A 13,911-nucleotide genomic window follows, 5' to 3' on the forward strand; every position below is an offset into this window, starting at 1 on the left:
GGGGTCGCCGAGGATCCGTCGTAAAGCGGAAACGTTAGCAGACTAGATGACGCCCTGAGCCAGCATTGCGTTAGCGACCTTCTTGAAGCCTGCGATGTTGGCACCGAGCACGTAGTTACCCTCGTGATCGTACTCAGCGGCGGTGGTTTCGCAGTTCTTGAAGATGTTGGTCATGATGCGCTTCAGGCGCTCATCGGTGTAGGAGAAGGACCAGGAATCGCGGGTAGCGTTCTGCTGCATCTCCAGAGCGGAGGTAGCAACACCACCGGCATTGGCAGCCTTGCCCGGCGCAAAGTGGACACCGTTGGCCTTGAAGACCTCGATAGCCTCCGGGGTGGACGGCATGTTTGCGCCCTCAGCAACGAAGCGGCAGCCGTTGTCGACCAGCAGCTTGGCGGACTCGCCATTGAGCTCATTCTGAGTTGCACACGGCAGTGCGACATCAGCCTTGAGCTCCCAGATGTTGCCACCCTCGTGGAACTCAGCGCCCTCAGCCTCAGCGACGTACTCGGAGACGCGAGCACGACGAACTTCCTTGATTTCCTTCAGCAGCTCGACGTCGACACCGTTCGGGGTGGAGACGTAACCGGAAGAGTCAGAGAAACCGACGACGGTAGCGCCGAGCTCCTGAGCCTTCTTAATGGCGTAGATGGCGACGTTACCGGAACCGGAAACGATGACCTTGGCACCGTTGATGTCAGCACCGTTGGCCTTCATCATCTCTTCAGTGAAGTAGACACAGCCGTAACCGGTGGCCTCGGTACGAACCAGGGAACCGCCCCAGGTCAGGCCCTTACCGGTGAGAACGCCGGACTCGTGCTGGTTGGCCATACGGCGGTACTGACCGAACAGGTAGCCAATCTCGCGGCCGCCGACGCCGATGTCACCGGCCGGGACGTCACGGTACTCACCGATGTGGCGGTGCAGCTCAGTCATGAACGACTGGCAGAAGCGCATGATTTCTAGCTCGGACTTGCCCTTCGGATCAAAGTCGGAGCCACCCTTGCCGCCACCGATCGGCAGGCCGGTCAGGGAGTTCTTGAAGATCTGCTCGAAGCCCAGGAACTTAATGATGCCGAGGTTCACGCTCGGGTGGAAGCGCAGACCACCCTTGTACGGGCCCAGCACAGAGTTGAATTGAACACGGAAGCCACGGTTGACCTGGACCTTCCCCTGGTCATCGACCCACGGCACGCGGAAAATGATCTGACGCTCCGGCTCACACAGACGCTGAACCAAGCCGTAGTCACCGTAGTGTGGGTCCTTTTCCAGGACGACCTTCAGCGACTCCAGAACTTCTGCCACTGCCTGGTGGAACTCCGGCTCACCGGCGTTTCGGGTGAGAATCTGGTCATAGAGTCCCGAAACCTTCTGCTCGATATTCAAAATAAACCTCTCTGCGAAACCATTATGGCGCCCACGAAGAACAAACCGTCAGCGGTTGTAAACCACTTTCCGGTTGCCGTAACTCGGTGGCACAGGTTGTGTGCACAAGGACTGGGCAACTGTAGATATTGAAGCGGACATAATTATACAACGGCATATTGCTGGGAAAACTCGTAGCGATTCGCGCTACACCCGTTGGCCAAGCCAATCACTGACTCTGTGGAGGCTTACACTTTTCACGAATTAGGTAGGATATTACCTAAATACGGCAACATTCCAGGGATACGTCGCAACAGATTCGAGCATTTCGTCGAACTCACGCAGCACTGGGTCCGGGGGCAATTCTGCACGCGGAGTCAGTAGCTCAGAGAGGTCCATAGCGAGTTCATTGAGAGAACCGCCGTGCTGATCGAAGCTCAAGAGATAACGGAATACCTTCCTATCCCCCAACGGCTCCTTCGGGTTCTCACGCTCCCACTGCTCCACCAACTGCGCGTCCGTGTCCGCCGACGCCACCGAAACATCCACGTCACTAATTCGCCCGGCGCGGTCAAACTCACTCAACTTGGTACGAAATGCCTCGGCCAGCGCCTCCGATTCGGTCGGCTTCACCAGGCAGTGAAAAACAATCTTCGACATAACTTCACAGGCTAAGCCACGCGAGACGGCCAGACAATAGCTAACCGTCGTCAAGCCCTGTCCCCCTACGTTGGCGCGCCGACCGGCAGCAAAGACGTAGTGTTGGACTTATGCAGGCTTTCAGCAATCCCCTCATCACGCTTGCCGACGGCACGGTGAAGCAAGTCAATCCTTTTTCCGGTACCCAGGTGTGGACAGTCCCAGGTCGTGGCAATCGGCCGTTGGGAATTAAGCACACGGATCCGCAGCCATTGAGCGAGGAGGATTTTGGATCCCGCGACTCCTTTGGCTGGAACAACCTGCTGCAAACCCCGCCGGAGAAGGCCCGCGTTGTCCTCGACGAATCGGTATTCGGCGGCTACAGCACGGTGACGGGAGTGCTGCCCGACCAGCTTTTCGACACCACTGCGGAGTTCCGCCGCGTGCCCAACCTGTTCGAGATCGTCTCCTATGACTATTGGTCGGAAAACTATGGCTTCGAGCCCGACCGCGAAACTCAGCAACGTATGGAGGCCTACCTCGATGACCCGAAGGGCCGCGAGCACGTGCTCAACATCATTCGCACGCGATACCGCGCCGCTGGACGCAGTGAAGAGGAAATCAACGCGCTTTCCGACGAGGAATTGCTGCGCCGCGCCCCAAGCTATTTCGCCGGCGGCCACGATGTGATTGTTGCCCGTCGCCACTTTGTCGACGCCGCTACCCACGATAACCAGCTGGCTTCTTCTGGCACATTGAGCGTTGCCGAGCACCGCGCACTCATTGCGTTTACCGTCGAGTCGATTGCTGACCTGTACCGACGGAACCGCTACGTGCGTTATGTGGCCGCTTTCCAAAACTGGCTGAAACCGGCAGGCGCAAGCTTCGATCACTTGCACAAGCAGCTTGTGGCCATCGATGAGCACGGCGAGCAGCTCAAGCGCGAAGTGCAGGCGGTGCGCAAGAACCCGAATATCTACAACGAATACGCAGTGGACTATGCGGCCCGCCACAACCTGGTTATTGCGGAAAACGAGCACGCGGTGGCTTTCGCAGGATTCGGACACCGCTACCCGACGCTGGAGATCTTCTCGAAGTCGGATGTCTGCGAACCGTGGCTGCAAACCCGGGCTGAGATAGACGCAATGTCGGATCTGATTCACGCATGTCATGCCGCTGCCGGGCCCACCATTCCGTGTAACGAGGAATGGCACCACCGCCCTGTCGATTTGGATGCCCGCATGCCGTGGCGCGTAATGATTAAGTGGCGCACCTCAAATTTGGCCGGTTTTGAAGGTGGCACCAAGATTTATCTGAACACCATCTCCCCATGGGATCTGCGCGACCGCGTTGTCCCGGAGATGTACCGTTTACGGGAGACCGGAAAGATTTCGGACAGCATTCACATTGCGACCGAGTGCCAGTGCCAGCCAAACTCGCTGAAGTACAACCCGCTCGTCGAAGACGGGTCGCGACTGTAGTTCTCTGGCACAGAGTAGAGAGAAGTTAGGAGTCTTAATCCAGGTGAGCAACAATGAAGCACGACTGAGCCGCATTCGCGACCTCATCGCCACTCATCGAGTGCCATTGGACAGGCAGTGGGAAATCTACCGTTACCTGCACCAGCACCCGGAGCTATCTCAGGCGGAGGAGAAAACTGCCGCGTATCTGGCCGGTGCTCTTCGCGACATGGGCACTTACACGGTGTATGAGGGAATCGGTGGTCACGGCCTCGTTGGTGTCATGGAAAATGGCCCCGGCCCTACCGTGCTGTTCCGCGCTGATATCGATGCGCTTCCGGTGTTCGAGGAAACAGGTGTGGATTTCGCTTCCTCTGCCACCGGTACCGCCCGCGATGGTTCTGCCACCGCCGTCATGCACGCCTGTGGCCATGACATGCACATGACGGCCGGTCTTGGTCTGGCTAGCCTGATGGCAGCAACTAAGTCTGAGTGGTCGGGTACTTTCATTGCCCTGTTCCAGCCCGCCGAGGAACTAGCCTGTGGTGCACAGGCTATGATTGACGACGGCCTGGCAGACCTCATCCCCACCCCAGATGTGTGCTTCGGCCAGCACATTGTTCCCGGCCCCGCAGGTCAGGTAATGACCATGCCCGGCCCGGCACTTGCTGGCTGTGACACCATTAGCATCACGCTGACAGGTCGCTCCGCACATGGATCTATGCCGCACAACGCCATTGACCCGACGTACTTGGCTGCCGCAATCGTTCTGCGCTTGCAAGGAATTGTGGGGCGCGAGATTCCTCCCCACGAGTTTGGTGTTTTGTCCGTCGGCACGCTGCAGTCCGGCAATTCGAATAACACAATCCCCGGCCAGGCCAAGATTGTGCTGAATATTCGCTACTACTCCAACGATGTGCGCGCGAAGCTCGTTGCGGGCATTGAGCGCGTTGTTCGTGGCGAGTGCCTGGCTTCCGGCACTGAGGTTGAGCCTGTGATTGAGTACTCCGATCACGGCGAAGTCACTGACAATGATCCGGAGGCGTTTGCCACGATTCGCCCGGTCATGGACGCTGTGCTCGGCGACGATTCCACCGATGCTGTGCCGTGGACCGCGTCGGAGGACTTCTCAGACCTGCCGCGTGGGCTGAACTGCCCATATGTCTACTGGACTGTTGGCGCCACACCTCGGGATACGTGGGAAGCCGCCGTTGCTGCCGACCGCGTGGTCGAAGACGTACCGTCGAATCACATGCCGACATTCCTGCCGGACTTCGAGCCGACGGCTACCTCCGCGACTTCTGCCGCCGCTGCCGCCGTACTGTCCTACTTGGCAAAGTAAGGGCTGCGTGCCGGCCGCTTGCCACCGCGCACAGCGCAATGATCCCTCCGAACAGCCCGACAGCCCAGGTCGAAAGGCTCCAAGCAAAAAGCCGGTAAGCCCCAAAAGGGCTTACCGGCTTTTCCTAACGCGCCAGAGAGCTAGCGAGCGTCCTCGCCAATAACGTGGACGTGAATCATGTTGGTATTGCCCTCATTTCCTGGAGGGGTACCAGCAACAACGACCAGCGTGTCGCCAGCGTTGTAGTTTTCCATGGTCAAGAGCTGCTCATCGATGACCTGCATGATCTCATCCGTGCTGTTAACCTCGCGCACCAAGAAGGTCTCCGCACCCCACGTCAGCGCAAGCTGCGAACGAACCTGCTGATTCGGAGTGAATACCAGCAGCGGCAGGCGAGAGTGCAAGCGTGCCACACGGCGAGCGGTATCACCCGAGGTGGTGAAAGCAACCATAGCGCGGGCATTCAAGCGCTCACCGATATCGCGAGCTGCGTAGGAAATCACACCACGCTTCGTGCGAGGCATGTGGGTCAGCGCAGGAACTTCCCCCTCGCGCTCAGCGGCGGTGACGATGCGAGCCATGGTCTTAACCGTGGACTGCGGGTACTTACCAACCGAGGTCTCACCCGAGAGCATCACGGCATCTGCGCCATCGAGCACAGCGTTGGCCACGTCGGAGGCCTCCGCACGAGTCGGGCGCGAGTTCGAAATCATGGAGTCGAGCATCTGGGTGGCGACGATGACCGGCTTGGCGTTCTCGCGGGCAATCTGAATAGCGCGCTTCTGAACCAGCGGAACATCTTCCAACGGCACCTCAACACCAAGGTCACCACGGGCGACCATCACGGCATCGAAAGCCAGGATGATGGCCTCGAGAGACTCGACTGCCTCTGGCTTCTCCAGCTTGGCGATAATCGGGACACGACGGCCAACCTCATCCATGACCGCATGGACCAGTTCGACGTCGGAAGGCGAACGGACGAAGGACAGCGCGATGAAGTCGACTCCCAGCTTCAGAGCGAAGCGCAGGTCGGCGATATCCTTCTCTGACAGAGCCGGCACCGAGATGTTCATCCCCGGCAGGGAAACACCCTTGTTGTTCGAGACCGGACCGCCCTCGATGACACGGCACACCACATCGTTGCCATCTACCTCGATGCACTCCAGGCCCACCTTGCCATCGTCGACAAGCAGGCGATCGCCCGGACGGGCATCGTCAGCGAGATTCTTGTACGTGGTGGAGACGCGGTCGTGCGTGCCTTCGACATCGTCGACGGTGATGCGGACAATCTCGCCGTCAGCCCAATACGTCGAGCCTTCCTTAAAACGACCGAGGCGAATCTTTGGTCCCTGCAAGTCGGCGAGAATACCGACGGCATGTCCCGTAGCGTCGGATGCTTCACGCACCCAGTGGTAGTTCTGAGCGTGGTCCTCATGCTCACCGTGAGAGAAATTCAGGCGGGCAACATCCATGCCGGCGTTGACCAGCCCGGTAATCCCCTCCAGCGAAGCAACTGCTGGACCGAGGGTACATACAATCTTCGTTCGTCTAAGCACGGCCTCCAGCCTAGTCCCTTAACGGGCTATGCGTCAGTTGGAAGCACTGTGAGCTTCAGCAGCCTCGCGCTCTCCCCTGACTTCAGCTGCGGTTTCGCGGCTCTTGGACCGCAGAATCCACAAAGCAATGACAGCGCAGAAAAAGACCACGAGCGACGTGATGTTATTAATACGCACACCGAATATCAGCGTTGCGTCATCGACGCGCATGAGTTCAATGAAGAAACGCCCCAAAGTGTAGGCCGCGACATAGAGCGCAAAGACGCGTCCTCCGCCCATCTTGAACTTTCGGTCCGCCCACACAATGACCAGACAGGCGAGGACGTTCCACACCATCTCGTAGAGAAACGTTGGATGCACCACGGCCAGCACTTCGCCTGTCGACGTTCCGGTGACAGGGGCAACCCGTCCAAACTCATCAACTCGTTGGTAGATTTCCAGGCCCCACGGAAGTGACGTTGGGCCACCGTAGAGTTCCTGGTTGAACCAATTGCCCAGACGCCCAATCGCCTGTCCAAGGATGATTGCGGGTGCGGCCGCGTCAAGAACTGGCACAAACGGTACCTTCCGCCACTTGGCGACCGCCCACGCGGCCAGCACCCCCAGCGCCACCGCTCCCCAGATGCCGAGGCCACCATTGGTGATTTTCAGTGCATCGGCGGGATTGGCGCCGGGGCCGAAGTACTTCTCCCAGTCGGTGGCGACGTGGTAGAGACGGCCGCCGATAATGCCCGCAGGAATGACCGCAATGGCAATGTCGAGGACCAACTCCGGGTCTCCACCCCTGGCCGCGTAGCGGCGCTGCATCCAGTAAATGCCGACGAGTACGCCAATCAAGATGGAAATCGCGTAACCGCGCAGTGGTAGCGGCCCTAACTGCCACACCCCCTGCGGCGGAGAGGGAATGTTGGCCAGATACGTGGTTGCAGTCTCGGCGAGAACAAGGGTGGAACTCATAAATGCGCTAGCTCTCTCCTCGTACGCCCGCGGCGAGTTCACGGGCGAGCGTTACCAGGTCATCGGTGCTCTTCATCGCGGCCTTGATCAGTGCCGAGCCAACGATTACGCCATCTGCAAACTCGGCAATCTCCGCGGCCTGTTCTCCATTGGAGACCCCCAAACCGACGCACACCGGTGTATCGGTGACCTCGCGCGTGCGGGCAACCAACTTGCCTGCGGCCGAGTCGACGCTGGCCTGGGCACCTGTGACACCCATGTGGCTGGTGGCGTAGACGAAGCCGGTCGACGCAGTGGCAGTTAGCTGCAGACGCTCGTTGGTCGATGACGGGGCCACCAACATGATGTTGGACAGACCATTGGCCTCAGCTGCACGCTGCCATTGGCCGGCCTCCTCCGGGATGAGATCCGGGATAATGGTGCCACGACCACCAGCGGCGGCCAAGTCCTCGGCGAAACGCTCCGGACCATACTGGAGAATCGGGTTCCAGTAGCTCATAACCACACAGGTACCGCCGTGCTCGGTGACTTCGCGGACCACGCGCATAATCTCACGGGTGCGGAAGCCCGCATCCAGAGCCACGTTGGCGGCATCCTGAATGGTTGGGCCATCCATCATCGGGTCGGAGAAAGGCAGGCCAACCTCGATGATGTCGGCGCCAGCGTCGACAATCGCCTTGATGTTCTCAATCGACTTATCGGTGGTCGGGAAACCCGCTGGGTAATAGCCGATAAATGCTGCGCGGTTGTCCTCACGGACCTTGTCAAAGACGTCACTCAGACTCATTTAGGACTCCTCCATCAGATCAAACCACTTAGCAGCGGTGTCGACATCCTTGTCACCGCGACCGGAAACATTGACGATAATCAGCGGCTTACGGCCCAGCTCTTCATTTAGATCACCGCTGATGAGTCGGGCGGCAGCCACCGCGTGTGCGGACTCGATAGCGGGCAGGATGCCCTCCATCCGAGTCAGATCCTGGAATGCCTGCATCGCCTGGGTATCGGTCACCGGCAGGTAGGACGCGCGATCAATATCAGCCAGGTACGAGTGCTCTGGCCCCACGCCCGGGTAATCCAGACCGGCGGAAATCGAGTGGGACTCCGTAATCTGGCCATCCTCGTTCTGCATCAGGGCGGCGAAGGAGCCCTGGAACACACCCGGATTACCGGCGGCCGAAATCGGTGCTGCATGGCGACCGGTCTCAACACCGTCACCGCCAGCTTCAGCGCCAATCAGGCGAACCGATTCATCATCGATGAAGTGGTGGAACGCGCCGATTGCATTAGAACCGCCGCCGACACAGGCCACGACAGCGTCGGGAAGCGAGCCGGTTTCCGCGAGGATCTGCTGGCGTGCCTCGGCGCTGATGATGCGCTGGAAGTCGCGCACCATTGTTGGGAACGGGTGCGGACCGGCTGCAGTGCCGAAGCAGTAGTAGGTGTCATCGGCGTGTGAAACCCAAAAACGCATGGCCTCATTGATTGCGTCTTTGAGAGTCTTCGAGCCAATCTCGACCTCGATAACCTCGGCACCAAGCAAACGCATGCGAGCGATATTAAGGCGCTGGCGGATTGCGTCGACCTTGCCCATGTAGATACGGCAGTTAAGGCCGAGCAGCGCACAGGCAGTCGCGGTTGCGACACCGTGCTGGCCGGCACCGGTCTCGGCAATAATGTTCTTCTTACCCATGCGCTTAGCAAGCAGAACCTGACCCAAGACGTTATTAATCTTGTGGCTACCGGTGTGGTTCAAATCCTCGCGCTTAAGCCAGACGTCAGCGCCGATATCAGCGGAGAACTTCTCCGCATAGTACAGCGGCGAGGGACGTCCGACATAAGTACGCTGCAGCCGGTCAAGCTCATCGAGAAAATCCTGATCAACGCGGGCCTTCGCGTAGCCATCGGTGACCTCACCGATAACGGCCATCAGCGCCTCCGGCACAAACTGGCCGCCCCACTTACCCCAGTGCCCAATGGCATCTGACTCGTGGTTCGTTGTCTCCGCGATTACCTCACCCATCGTGGGCAGGCGGTCACCGCGGGCATCATGATTCTTGAAATCTTGGTCACTCACAGTTATCTATTGTGGACTATCCCCACCCGTTGCGGGGACATAAGGCCTAAGAAACTGTGGCGTGCCAACACAACAGGTGTGGCTGGCAACCAAAGAGGCGGAGTTCGCGGTGCGATGCAGCTGCTTATCGCAACCGCGGACCACCACTACTCGCTGCGGAGAGTCGGGTGGACACCGGCGGCAACGAGACGTCGGCAAGCCTCACCCGGCTTGCCCGCAGTAACCAGGCCCTCGCCCACCAGCACCGCGTCGGCACCGTGAGAGGCGTAGTAGCGCAGTTCCTCCGGCCCCTTAACACCGGACTCCGCCACCTTCACAACATGATCCGGCAGCATCGGCGCAAGACGTTCGTACACGGAGAGGTCCACGTCGAGCGTCTTTAGATTGCGAGCGTTGATGCCGAGGATCTTGGCACCAGCGGCCTCGGCACGCTCGACCTCTTCTGCGGTGTGCGCCTCAACCAGAGCGTTCATGCCAAGCGACTCGGTGCGATCCAGCAGGGACTCCAGCGTCGGCTGATCCAAAGCGGAGCACATCAGCAGCACCAGGTCGGCACCGTGTGCGCGGGCCTCATGGACCTGGTACGGAGTGACGATGAAGTCCTTGCGGAGCACCGGAATGTTCACCGCGCGGCGCACGGCATCGAGGTCGGCGAGCGAACCGCGGAAGCGTCGCTCCTCAGTCAGACAGGAAATGACAGCCGCGCCACCCTGCTCGTACTCTGCGGCCAAAACTTCCGGCGAAGGGATGTCAGCCAGCTCTCCCTTCGACGGAGAGGCACGCTTGACCTCTGCAATCACCTGCACCCCGGGCTTAGCCAGTGCCGCCACGGCATCAATTGGCGACGGCGCCTTCAGCGAGAGCTCCTTGATTTCACCGTAGGAAATCTTGGCTTCCCGAGCAGCGAGATCTTCCCGCACGCCCTCAATAATCTTGTCCAGAACGTTAGCCACGGCCTTACTCCTTATCCAGATCCGTAGGATCTACACCGGCATCCAAAGCATCCCACAGAACTCGACCCGACTGTGGGTCTTCCTCCAGGTCCTCGGCGATACGCTGACGGCGTACCTCCGGGGTCTCATACGCGCTGGACTTCTGCTTCTTCACAGTACCCGGTCGACGCACCAACAATACCGCCCCGACCAGCGCCAATGCGCAGCACAGCAAGGCCAGGGATGGCCCCATCGCATGCACTTCAATCGCTGAGATCTGCGCCCAGTCTGCCACAGTCACCGCATCACTGGCGCGCTGTGAGGCGCTTCCCGACGTCAACAAATCCAGTGCCCGCTGGGAATCCACCCCGTCTTCTCCGCTGGCAAGCAGAGTCATCGGAGTCCACGACGCCGCAACTGCGAGCAGCGCCGCGAGGCCACCGACAATACGGCGCCCCAGTGAGCCCAAAATGGTGGTGGCAAACAGTGCAGCCACCATTGCCAGCGCAATCGACGTCAACTCTGGAGCCCAGACTGCGCCCACCAAATCTGTGGTCGCTGGACCGGACTTGTCATCAACAGTATCGACCGTCAGCCACGCACTACGGCTGCACAACCACATTCCCGCTGCGGCCACACCAATGAGGCCACCGGAGAGCATCGTTGTCGACTTCATCGAAAACCTAGCTCCTTTCCGCTGGGACTAGTGTCTCAGCTGCCGCGACAGCTCGCAGCACGGCCGCGGCCTTGTTGCGGGTCTCCTCATCCTCTGCCACCGGGTCAGAGTCACTGACAATTCCGCCGCCAGCCTGAACATAGACCGTATCGCCCTTCTTCACACCTGTGCGGATGGCAATTGCCTGATCGGTATTGCCCCGGAAGTCAAAGTATCCAACAGTGCCGCCGTAAACACCCCGACGCGTGTCTTCGAACTTGTCGATAATGCTCAGCGCGGAAGGCTTCGGCGCACCCGACAGCGTTCCCGCTGGGAAGGTGGCCGCGAACGCGTCGACGGCAGTGGCGTCGCTGGAAAGCTCGCCGGTGACCGTAGAGACCAGATGCATAACGTGACTGTAGCGCTCAATATGACGGAAGTCGTGCACAACTACACTGCCCGGGCGGCAGACACGTCCGAGGTCATTGCGGCCAAGATCAACGAGCATCAGATGCTCACTATTTTCCTTCTCGTCTGCCAGCAAATCAGCTTCCAGCGCATTGTCCTGCTCCACCGTGGCACCGCGCGGACGTGTGCCCGCGATGGGATTGGTGATGACCTCACTGCCCTGAACTGCCACGAGTGATTCCGGGGAGGAACCGACAATTTGAAAAGCGGTAGCGGAGAAGTCCTTGGTTGGAACGTTGACCAGGAACATGTAGGGCGACGGATTGGAAACCCGCAGGATGCGGTAGATATCAAAAGCTGACGCCTGCGTGTCCATCTCGAACCGCTGCGAGAGCACAATCTGGAACGCATCACCAGCTCGGATGTGGTCCTTACAACGCTCAATACGATCCATGTGGTCGTCGGCGGCGCGCTGGCGACGAATCACCGGCTCTGGGAAGCTAATTTCCGCCGGACGCAGATCAGAAGGCTCTGACAACCGCTCCACCATCGCATTGACACGGTCACAGGCGGTGTCATACGCCTGGTCAATCCGCTCATCCGAGCCGTCCCAGTTGACAGCATTGGAAATCAGCCACAGCACGCCCTCGTGGTGGTCAAAAGCAGCCAGATCCTCCACCAGCAGCTGCATGAGCTCCGGAATCTGCAAATCATTGTCAGTGGTATCCGGCAGCTGTGGCTCGATGTAGCGGACAATGTCATGCCCGAAGTAGCCAACGAGACCAGAGGTGAGCTTGGGTACCGAGGCATCGTCGGCAAGCGGAAGCTCCGTGTGCAGCAGCTCCAGCGTGCGACGCAGAGCATCCAACGGATTTCCGCCCTCTGGCGCACCCGACGGCGCATTACCAATCCAGGTTGCCTCCCCCGCATCATCCACCGTCAGCGCAGCACGACTGCCGCAACCGATAAATGACCAGCGCGACCACGACTGCCCCACATCGGAGGACTCCAGCAAGAAAGTGCCGGGACGATCGGCCGCGAGCTTGCGGTAGGCCGACAGCGCCGTTTCGCCGTCCGCCAAAACCTTGCGAACCACGGGCACGACCCGATGGTGTGCAGCCAGTTCACGAAAGCGCTCACGCGTGGTCATGGTGATACGAGTCATAGCCGCTATTGTGCCACGCACCCCGGATTGCACATCACTTAACCCCGGACTTCACCGGAGGTGGGCGCGCTTGACGACGAAATCCCCACCTCGGCAACCCGGATCGACTGATTAGCCCTCGAACACGGGATGCACGTCAAAGCAGCTATGCGAGCCAGTGTGGCATGCCGCGCCGTCCTGCACTACCTGCATCAGCACGGTATCGCCATCACAGTCCAACGCCAGCGATGTCACGGTCTGGAAATGGCCACTAGTAAGCCCCTTAATCCAGTACTCGGACCGGGAGCGCGACCAGTAAGTGCCGCGCTTGGTAGCGATGGTGTACGCCAGCGCGTGGGAATCCATCCATGCCATCATGAGCACGCGACCAGTGGATTCTTCCTGCACAATGGCCGGAATCAAGCCGTCAGCGTTGAACTTGGCGATGTTCGCGATATCTGCTGGGAGCGTGTACTCACGCGGATCGTCTCCGGCGCCGTGAGCTGCAGCGCCCGGGGCTAGACCAGTCACTGGCGCACCTCGATCCCCTCGCGGGCCATCTCTTCCTTAACCTCAGCAATGCTGACCTCGCCGAAGTGGAAAATGGATGCGGCCAAAACCGCGTTGGCACCGGCGCGCACTGCCGGGGGGAAGTGCTCTGCCTTGCCCGCACCGCCAGAGGCGATCACCGGGACGTCGACGGCAGCGCGGACTCTCTCCAGCAGCTCCAGGTCGAAGCCATCCTTGGTGCCGTCGCCATCCATGGAGTTCAGCAGAATCTCGCCGACCCCGAGCTCCTCGCCACGGCGTGCCCACTCGACGGCGTCAATCCCGGCCGAGCGTGAACCACCGTGCGTCGTCACCTCGAAGCCCGACGGCTGCGGCGTGCCTCCCTCGGGAACGCGGCGGGCATCCACCGACAGGACGACACACTGCGCACCGAAGCGGCGCGACAGCTCGCTGAGCAGTTCTGGACGTGCGATCGCAGCGGTATTGACACTGACCTTGTCAGCTCCGGCGCGGAGCAGCTGATCGACATCCTCGACGCTGCGCACGCCACCGCCGACCGTCAGCGGAATGAAGACCTCACTTGCGGTGCGACGCACCACGTCGAGCATGGTGCCACGGCCATCCTTGGAAGCCGTGACATCCAGGAAGGTCAGCTCATCAGCGCCCTCCTCGCCATAGCGGCGAGCCAGCTCCACCGGATCGCCGGCATCACGGAGATTCTCAAAGTTAACCCCCTTGACGACCCGCCCATTGTTGACATCCAGGCAAGGAATCACGCGTACTGCCAGAGACATAGTTTTTAAGTTCTCCTCGTGTTAGCTCAAAGTTGTGGATCGACGGTTTGCGCAACCACCCAGCTCGGGACG

Annotated in this window: 13 protein-coding genes; 2 read left to right on the plus strand and 11 right to left on the minus strand. The window is 59.9% G+C overall.

The window, feature by feature from the left end:
- Positions 1 to 42: 42 nt before the first annotated feature.
- Both gdhA and HMPREF2681_RS00070 read right to left on the minus strand, forming a co-directional pair.
- Positions 43 to 1,386, minus strand: a complete 1,344-nt coding sequence (gene gdhA / locus HMPREF2681_RS00065; protein ID WP_016422934.1) for an NADP-specific glutamate dehydrogenase — start codon at positions 1,384 to 1,386, stop codon at positions 43 to 45.
- A gap of 255 nt (positions 1,387 to 1,641) precedes the next feature.
- Positions 1,642 to 2,025 (minus strand): hypothetical protein, encoded by a 384-nt coding sequence (locus HMPREF2681_RS00070; RefSeq protein WP_042388759.1) that lies wholly within the window; start codon positions 2,023 to 2,025, stop codon positions 1,642 to 1,644.
- 110 nt (positions 2,026 to 2,135) lie between these two features.
- On the opposite strand from HMPREF2681_RS00070, the gene HMPREF2681_RS00075 reads away from it, so the two are divergent.
- On the plus strand, positions 2,136 to 3,485 hold the full coding sequence (locus tag HMPREF2681_RS00075) for a DUF4921 family protein (protein WP_070429591.1): 1,350 nt from the start codon (positions 2,136 to 2,138) through the stop codon (positions 3,483 to 3,485).
- A gap of 43 nt (positions 3,486 to 3,528) precedes the next feature.
- Positions 3,529 to 4,806, plus strand: coding sequence for an amidohydrolase (locus HMPREF2681_RS00080; protein WP_070545573.1), 1,278 nt, complete (start codon positions 3,529 to 3,531; stop codon positions 4,804 to 4,806).
- A 140-nt stretch (positions 4,807 to 4,946) separates the two neighbouring features.
- On the opposite strand, the gene pyk is transcribed toward HMPREF2681_RS00080, so the two are convergent.
- The 9 genes from pyk to hisF all read right to left on the minus strand — a co-directional run bounded on the left by pyk (position 4,947) and on the right by hisF (position 13,839).
- Positions 4,947 to 6,362, minus strand: a complete 1,416-nt coding sequence (gene pyk / locus HMPREF2681_RS00085; protein WP_016422938.1) for a pyruvate kinase — start codon at positions 6,360 to 6,362, stop codon at positions 4,947 to 4,949.
- 33 nt (positions 6,363 to 6,395) lie between these two features.
- A complete protein-coding gene (lgt, locus tag HMPREF2681_RS00090; RefSeq protein ID WP_070545576.1) occupies positions 6,396 to 7,319 on the minus strand; it encodes a prolipoprotein diacylglyceryl transferase in 924 nt (307 codons plus the stop codon).
- 7 nt (positions 7,320 to 7,326) lie between these two features.
- Complete coding sequence (gene trpA, locus HMPREF2681_RS00095; protein WP_005510360.1) at positions 7,327 to 8,106, minus strand: tryptophan synthase subunit alpha; 780 nt, start codon at positions 8,104 to 8,106, stop codon at positions 7,327 to 7,329.
- Positions 8,107 to 9,396, minus strand: coding sequence for a tryptophan synthase subunit beta (gene trpB, locus HMPREF2681_RS00100; protein WP_005510336.1), 1,290 nt, complete (start codon positions 9,394 to 9,396; stop codon positions 8,107 to 8,109). It lies immediately after the preceding gene.
- A 146-nt stretch (positions 9,397 to 9,542) separates the two neighbouring features.
- A complete protein-coding gene (gene trpC, locus HMPREF2681_RS00105; protein ID WP_049170320.1) occupies positions 9,543 to 10,349 on the minus strand; it encodes an indole-3-glycerol phosphate synthase TrpC in 807 nt (268 codons plus the stop codon).
- 4 nt (positions 10,350 to 10,353) lie between these two features.
- Complete coding sequence (locus tag HMPREF2681_RS00110) at positions 10,354 to 11,004, minus strand: TIGR02234 family membrane protein (RefSeq protein WP_049182100.1); 651 nt, start codon at positions 11,002 to 11,004, stop codon at positions 10,354 to 10,356.
- 7 nt (positions 11,005 to 11,011) lie between these two features.
- Complete coding sequence (locus tag HMPREF2681_RS00115) at positions 11,012 to 12,556, minus strand: anthranilate synthase component I (RefSeq protein WP_049193970.1); 1,545 nt, start codon at positions 12,554 to 12,556, stop codon at positions 11,012 to 11,014.
- 111 nt (positions 12,557 to 12,667) lie between these two features.
- The gene (gene hisI, locus HMPREF2681_RS00120; RefSeq protein ID WP_048734633.1) at positions 12,668 to 13,066 is read right to left on the minus strand and encodes a phosphoribosyl-AMP cyclohydrolase; all 399 of its coding nucleotides are present in this window, start codon (positions 13,064 to 13,066) and stop codon (positions 12,668 to 12,670) included.
- Positions 13,063 to 13,839, minus strand: a complete 777-nt coding sequence (gene hisF, locus HMPREF2681_RS00125) for an imidazole glycerol phosphate synthase subunit HisF (protein WP_070429588.1) — start codon at positions 13,837 to 13,839, stop codon at positions 13,063 to 13,065. Before hisF ends, hisI begins: the two co-directional genes overlap by 4 nt.
- Positions 13,840 to 13,911: the final 72 nt, after the last annotated feature.

The sequence above is a fragment of the Corynebacterium sp. HMSC064H12 genome, assembly GCF_001809925.1.
In the GTDB taxonomy this organism is placed as follows: Bacteria; Actinomycetota; Actinomycetes; order Mycobacteriales; family Mycobacteriaceae; genus Corynebacterium; species Corynebacterium jeikeium_D.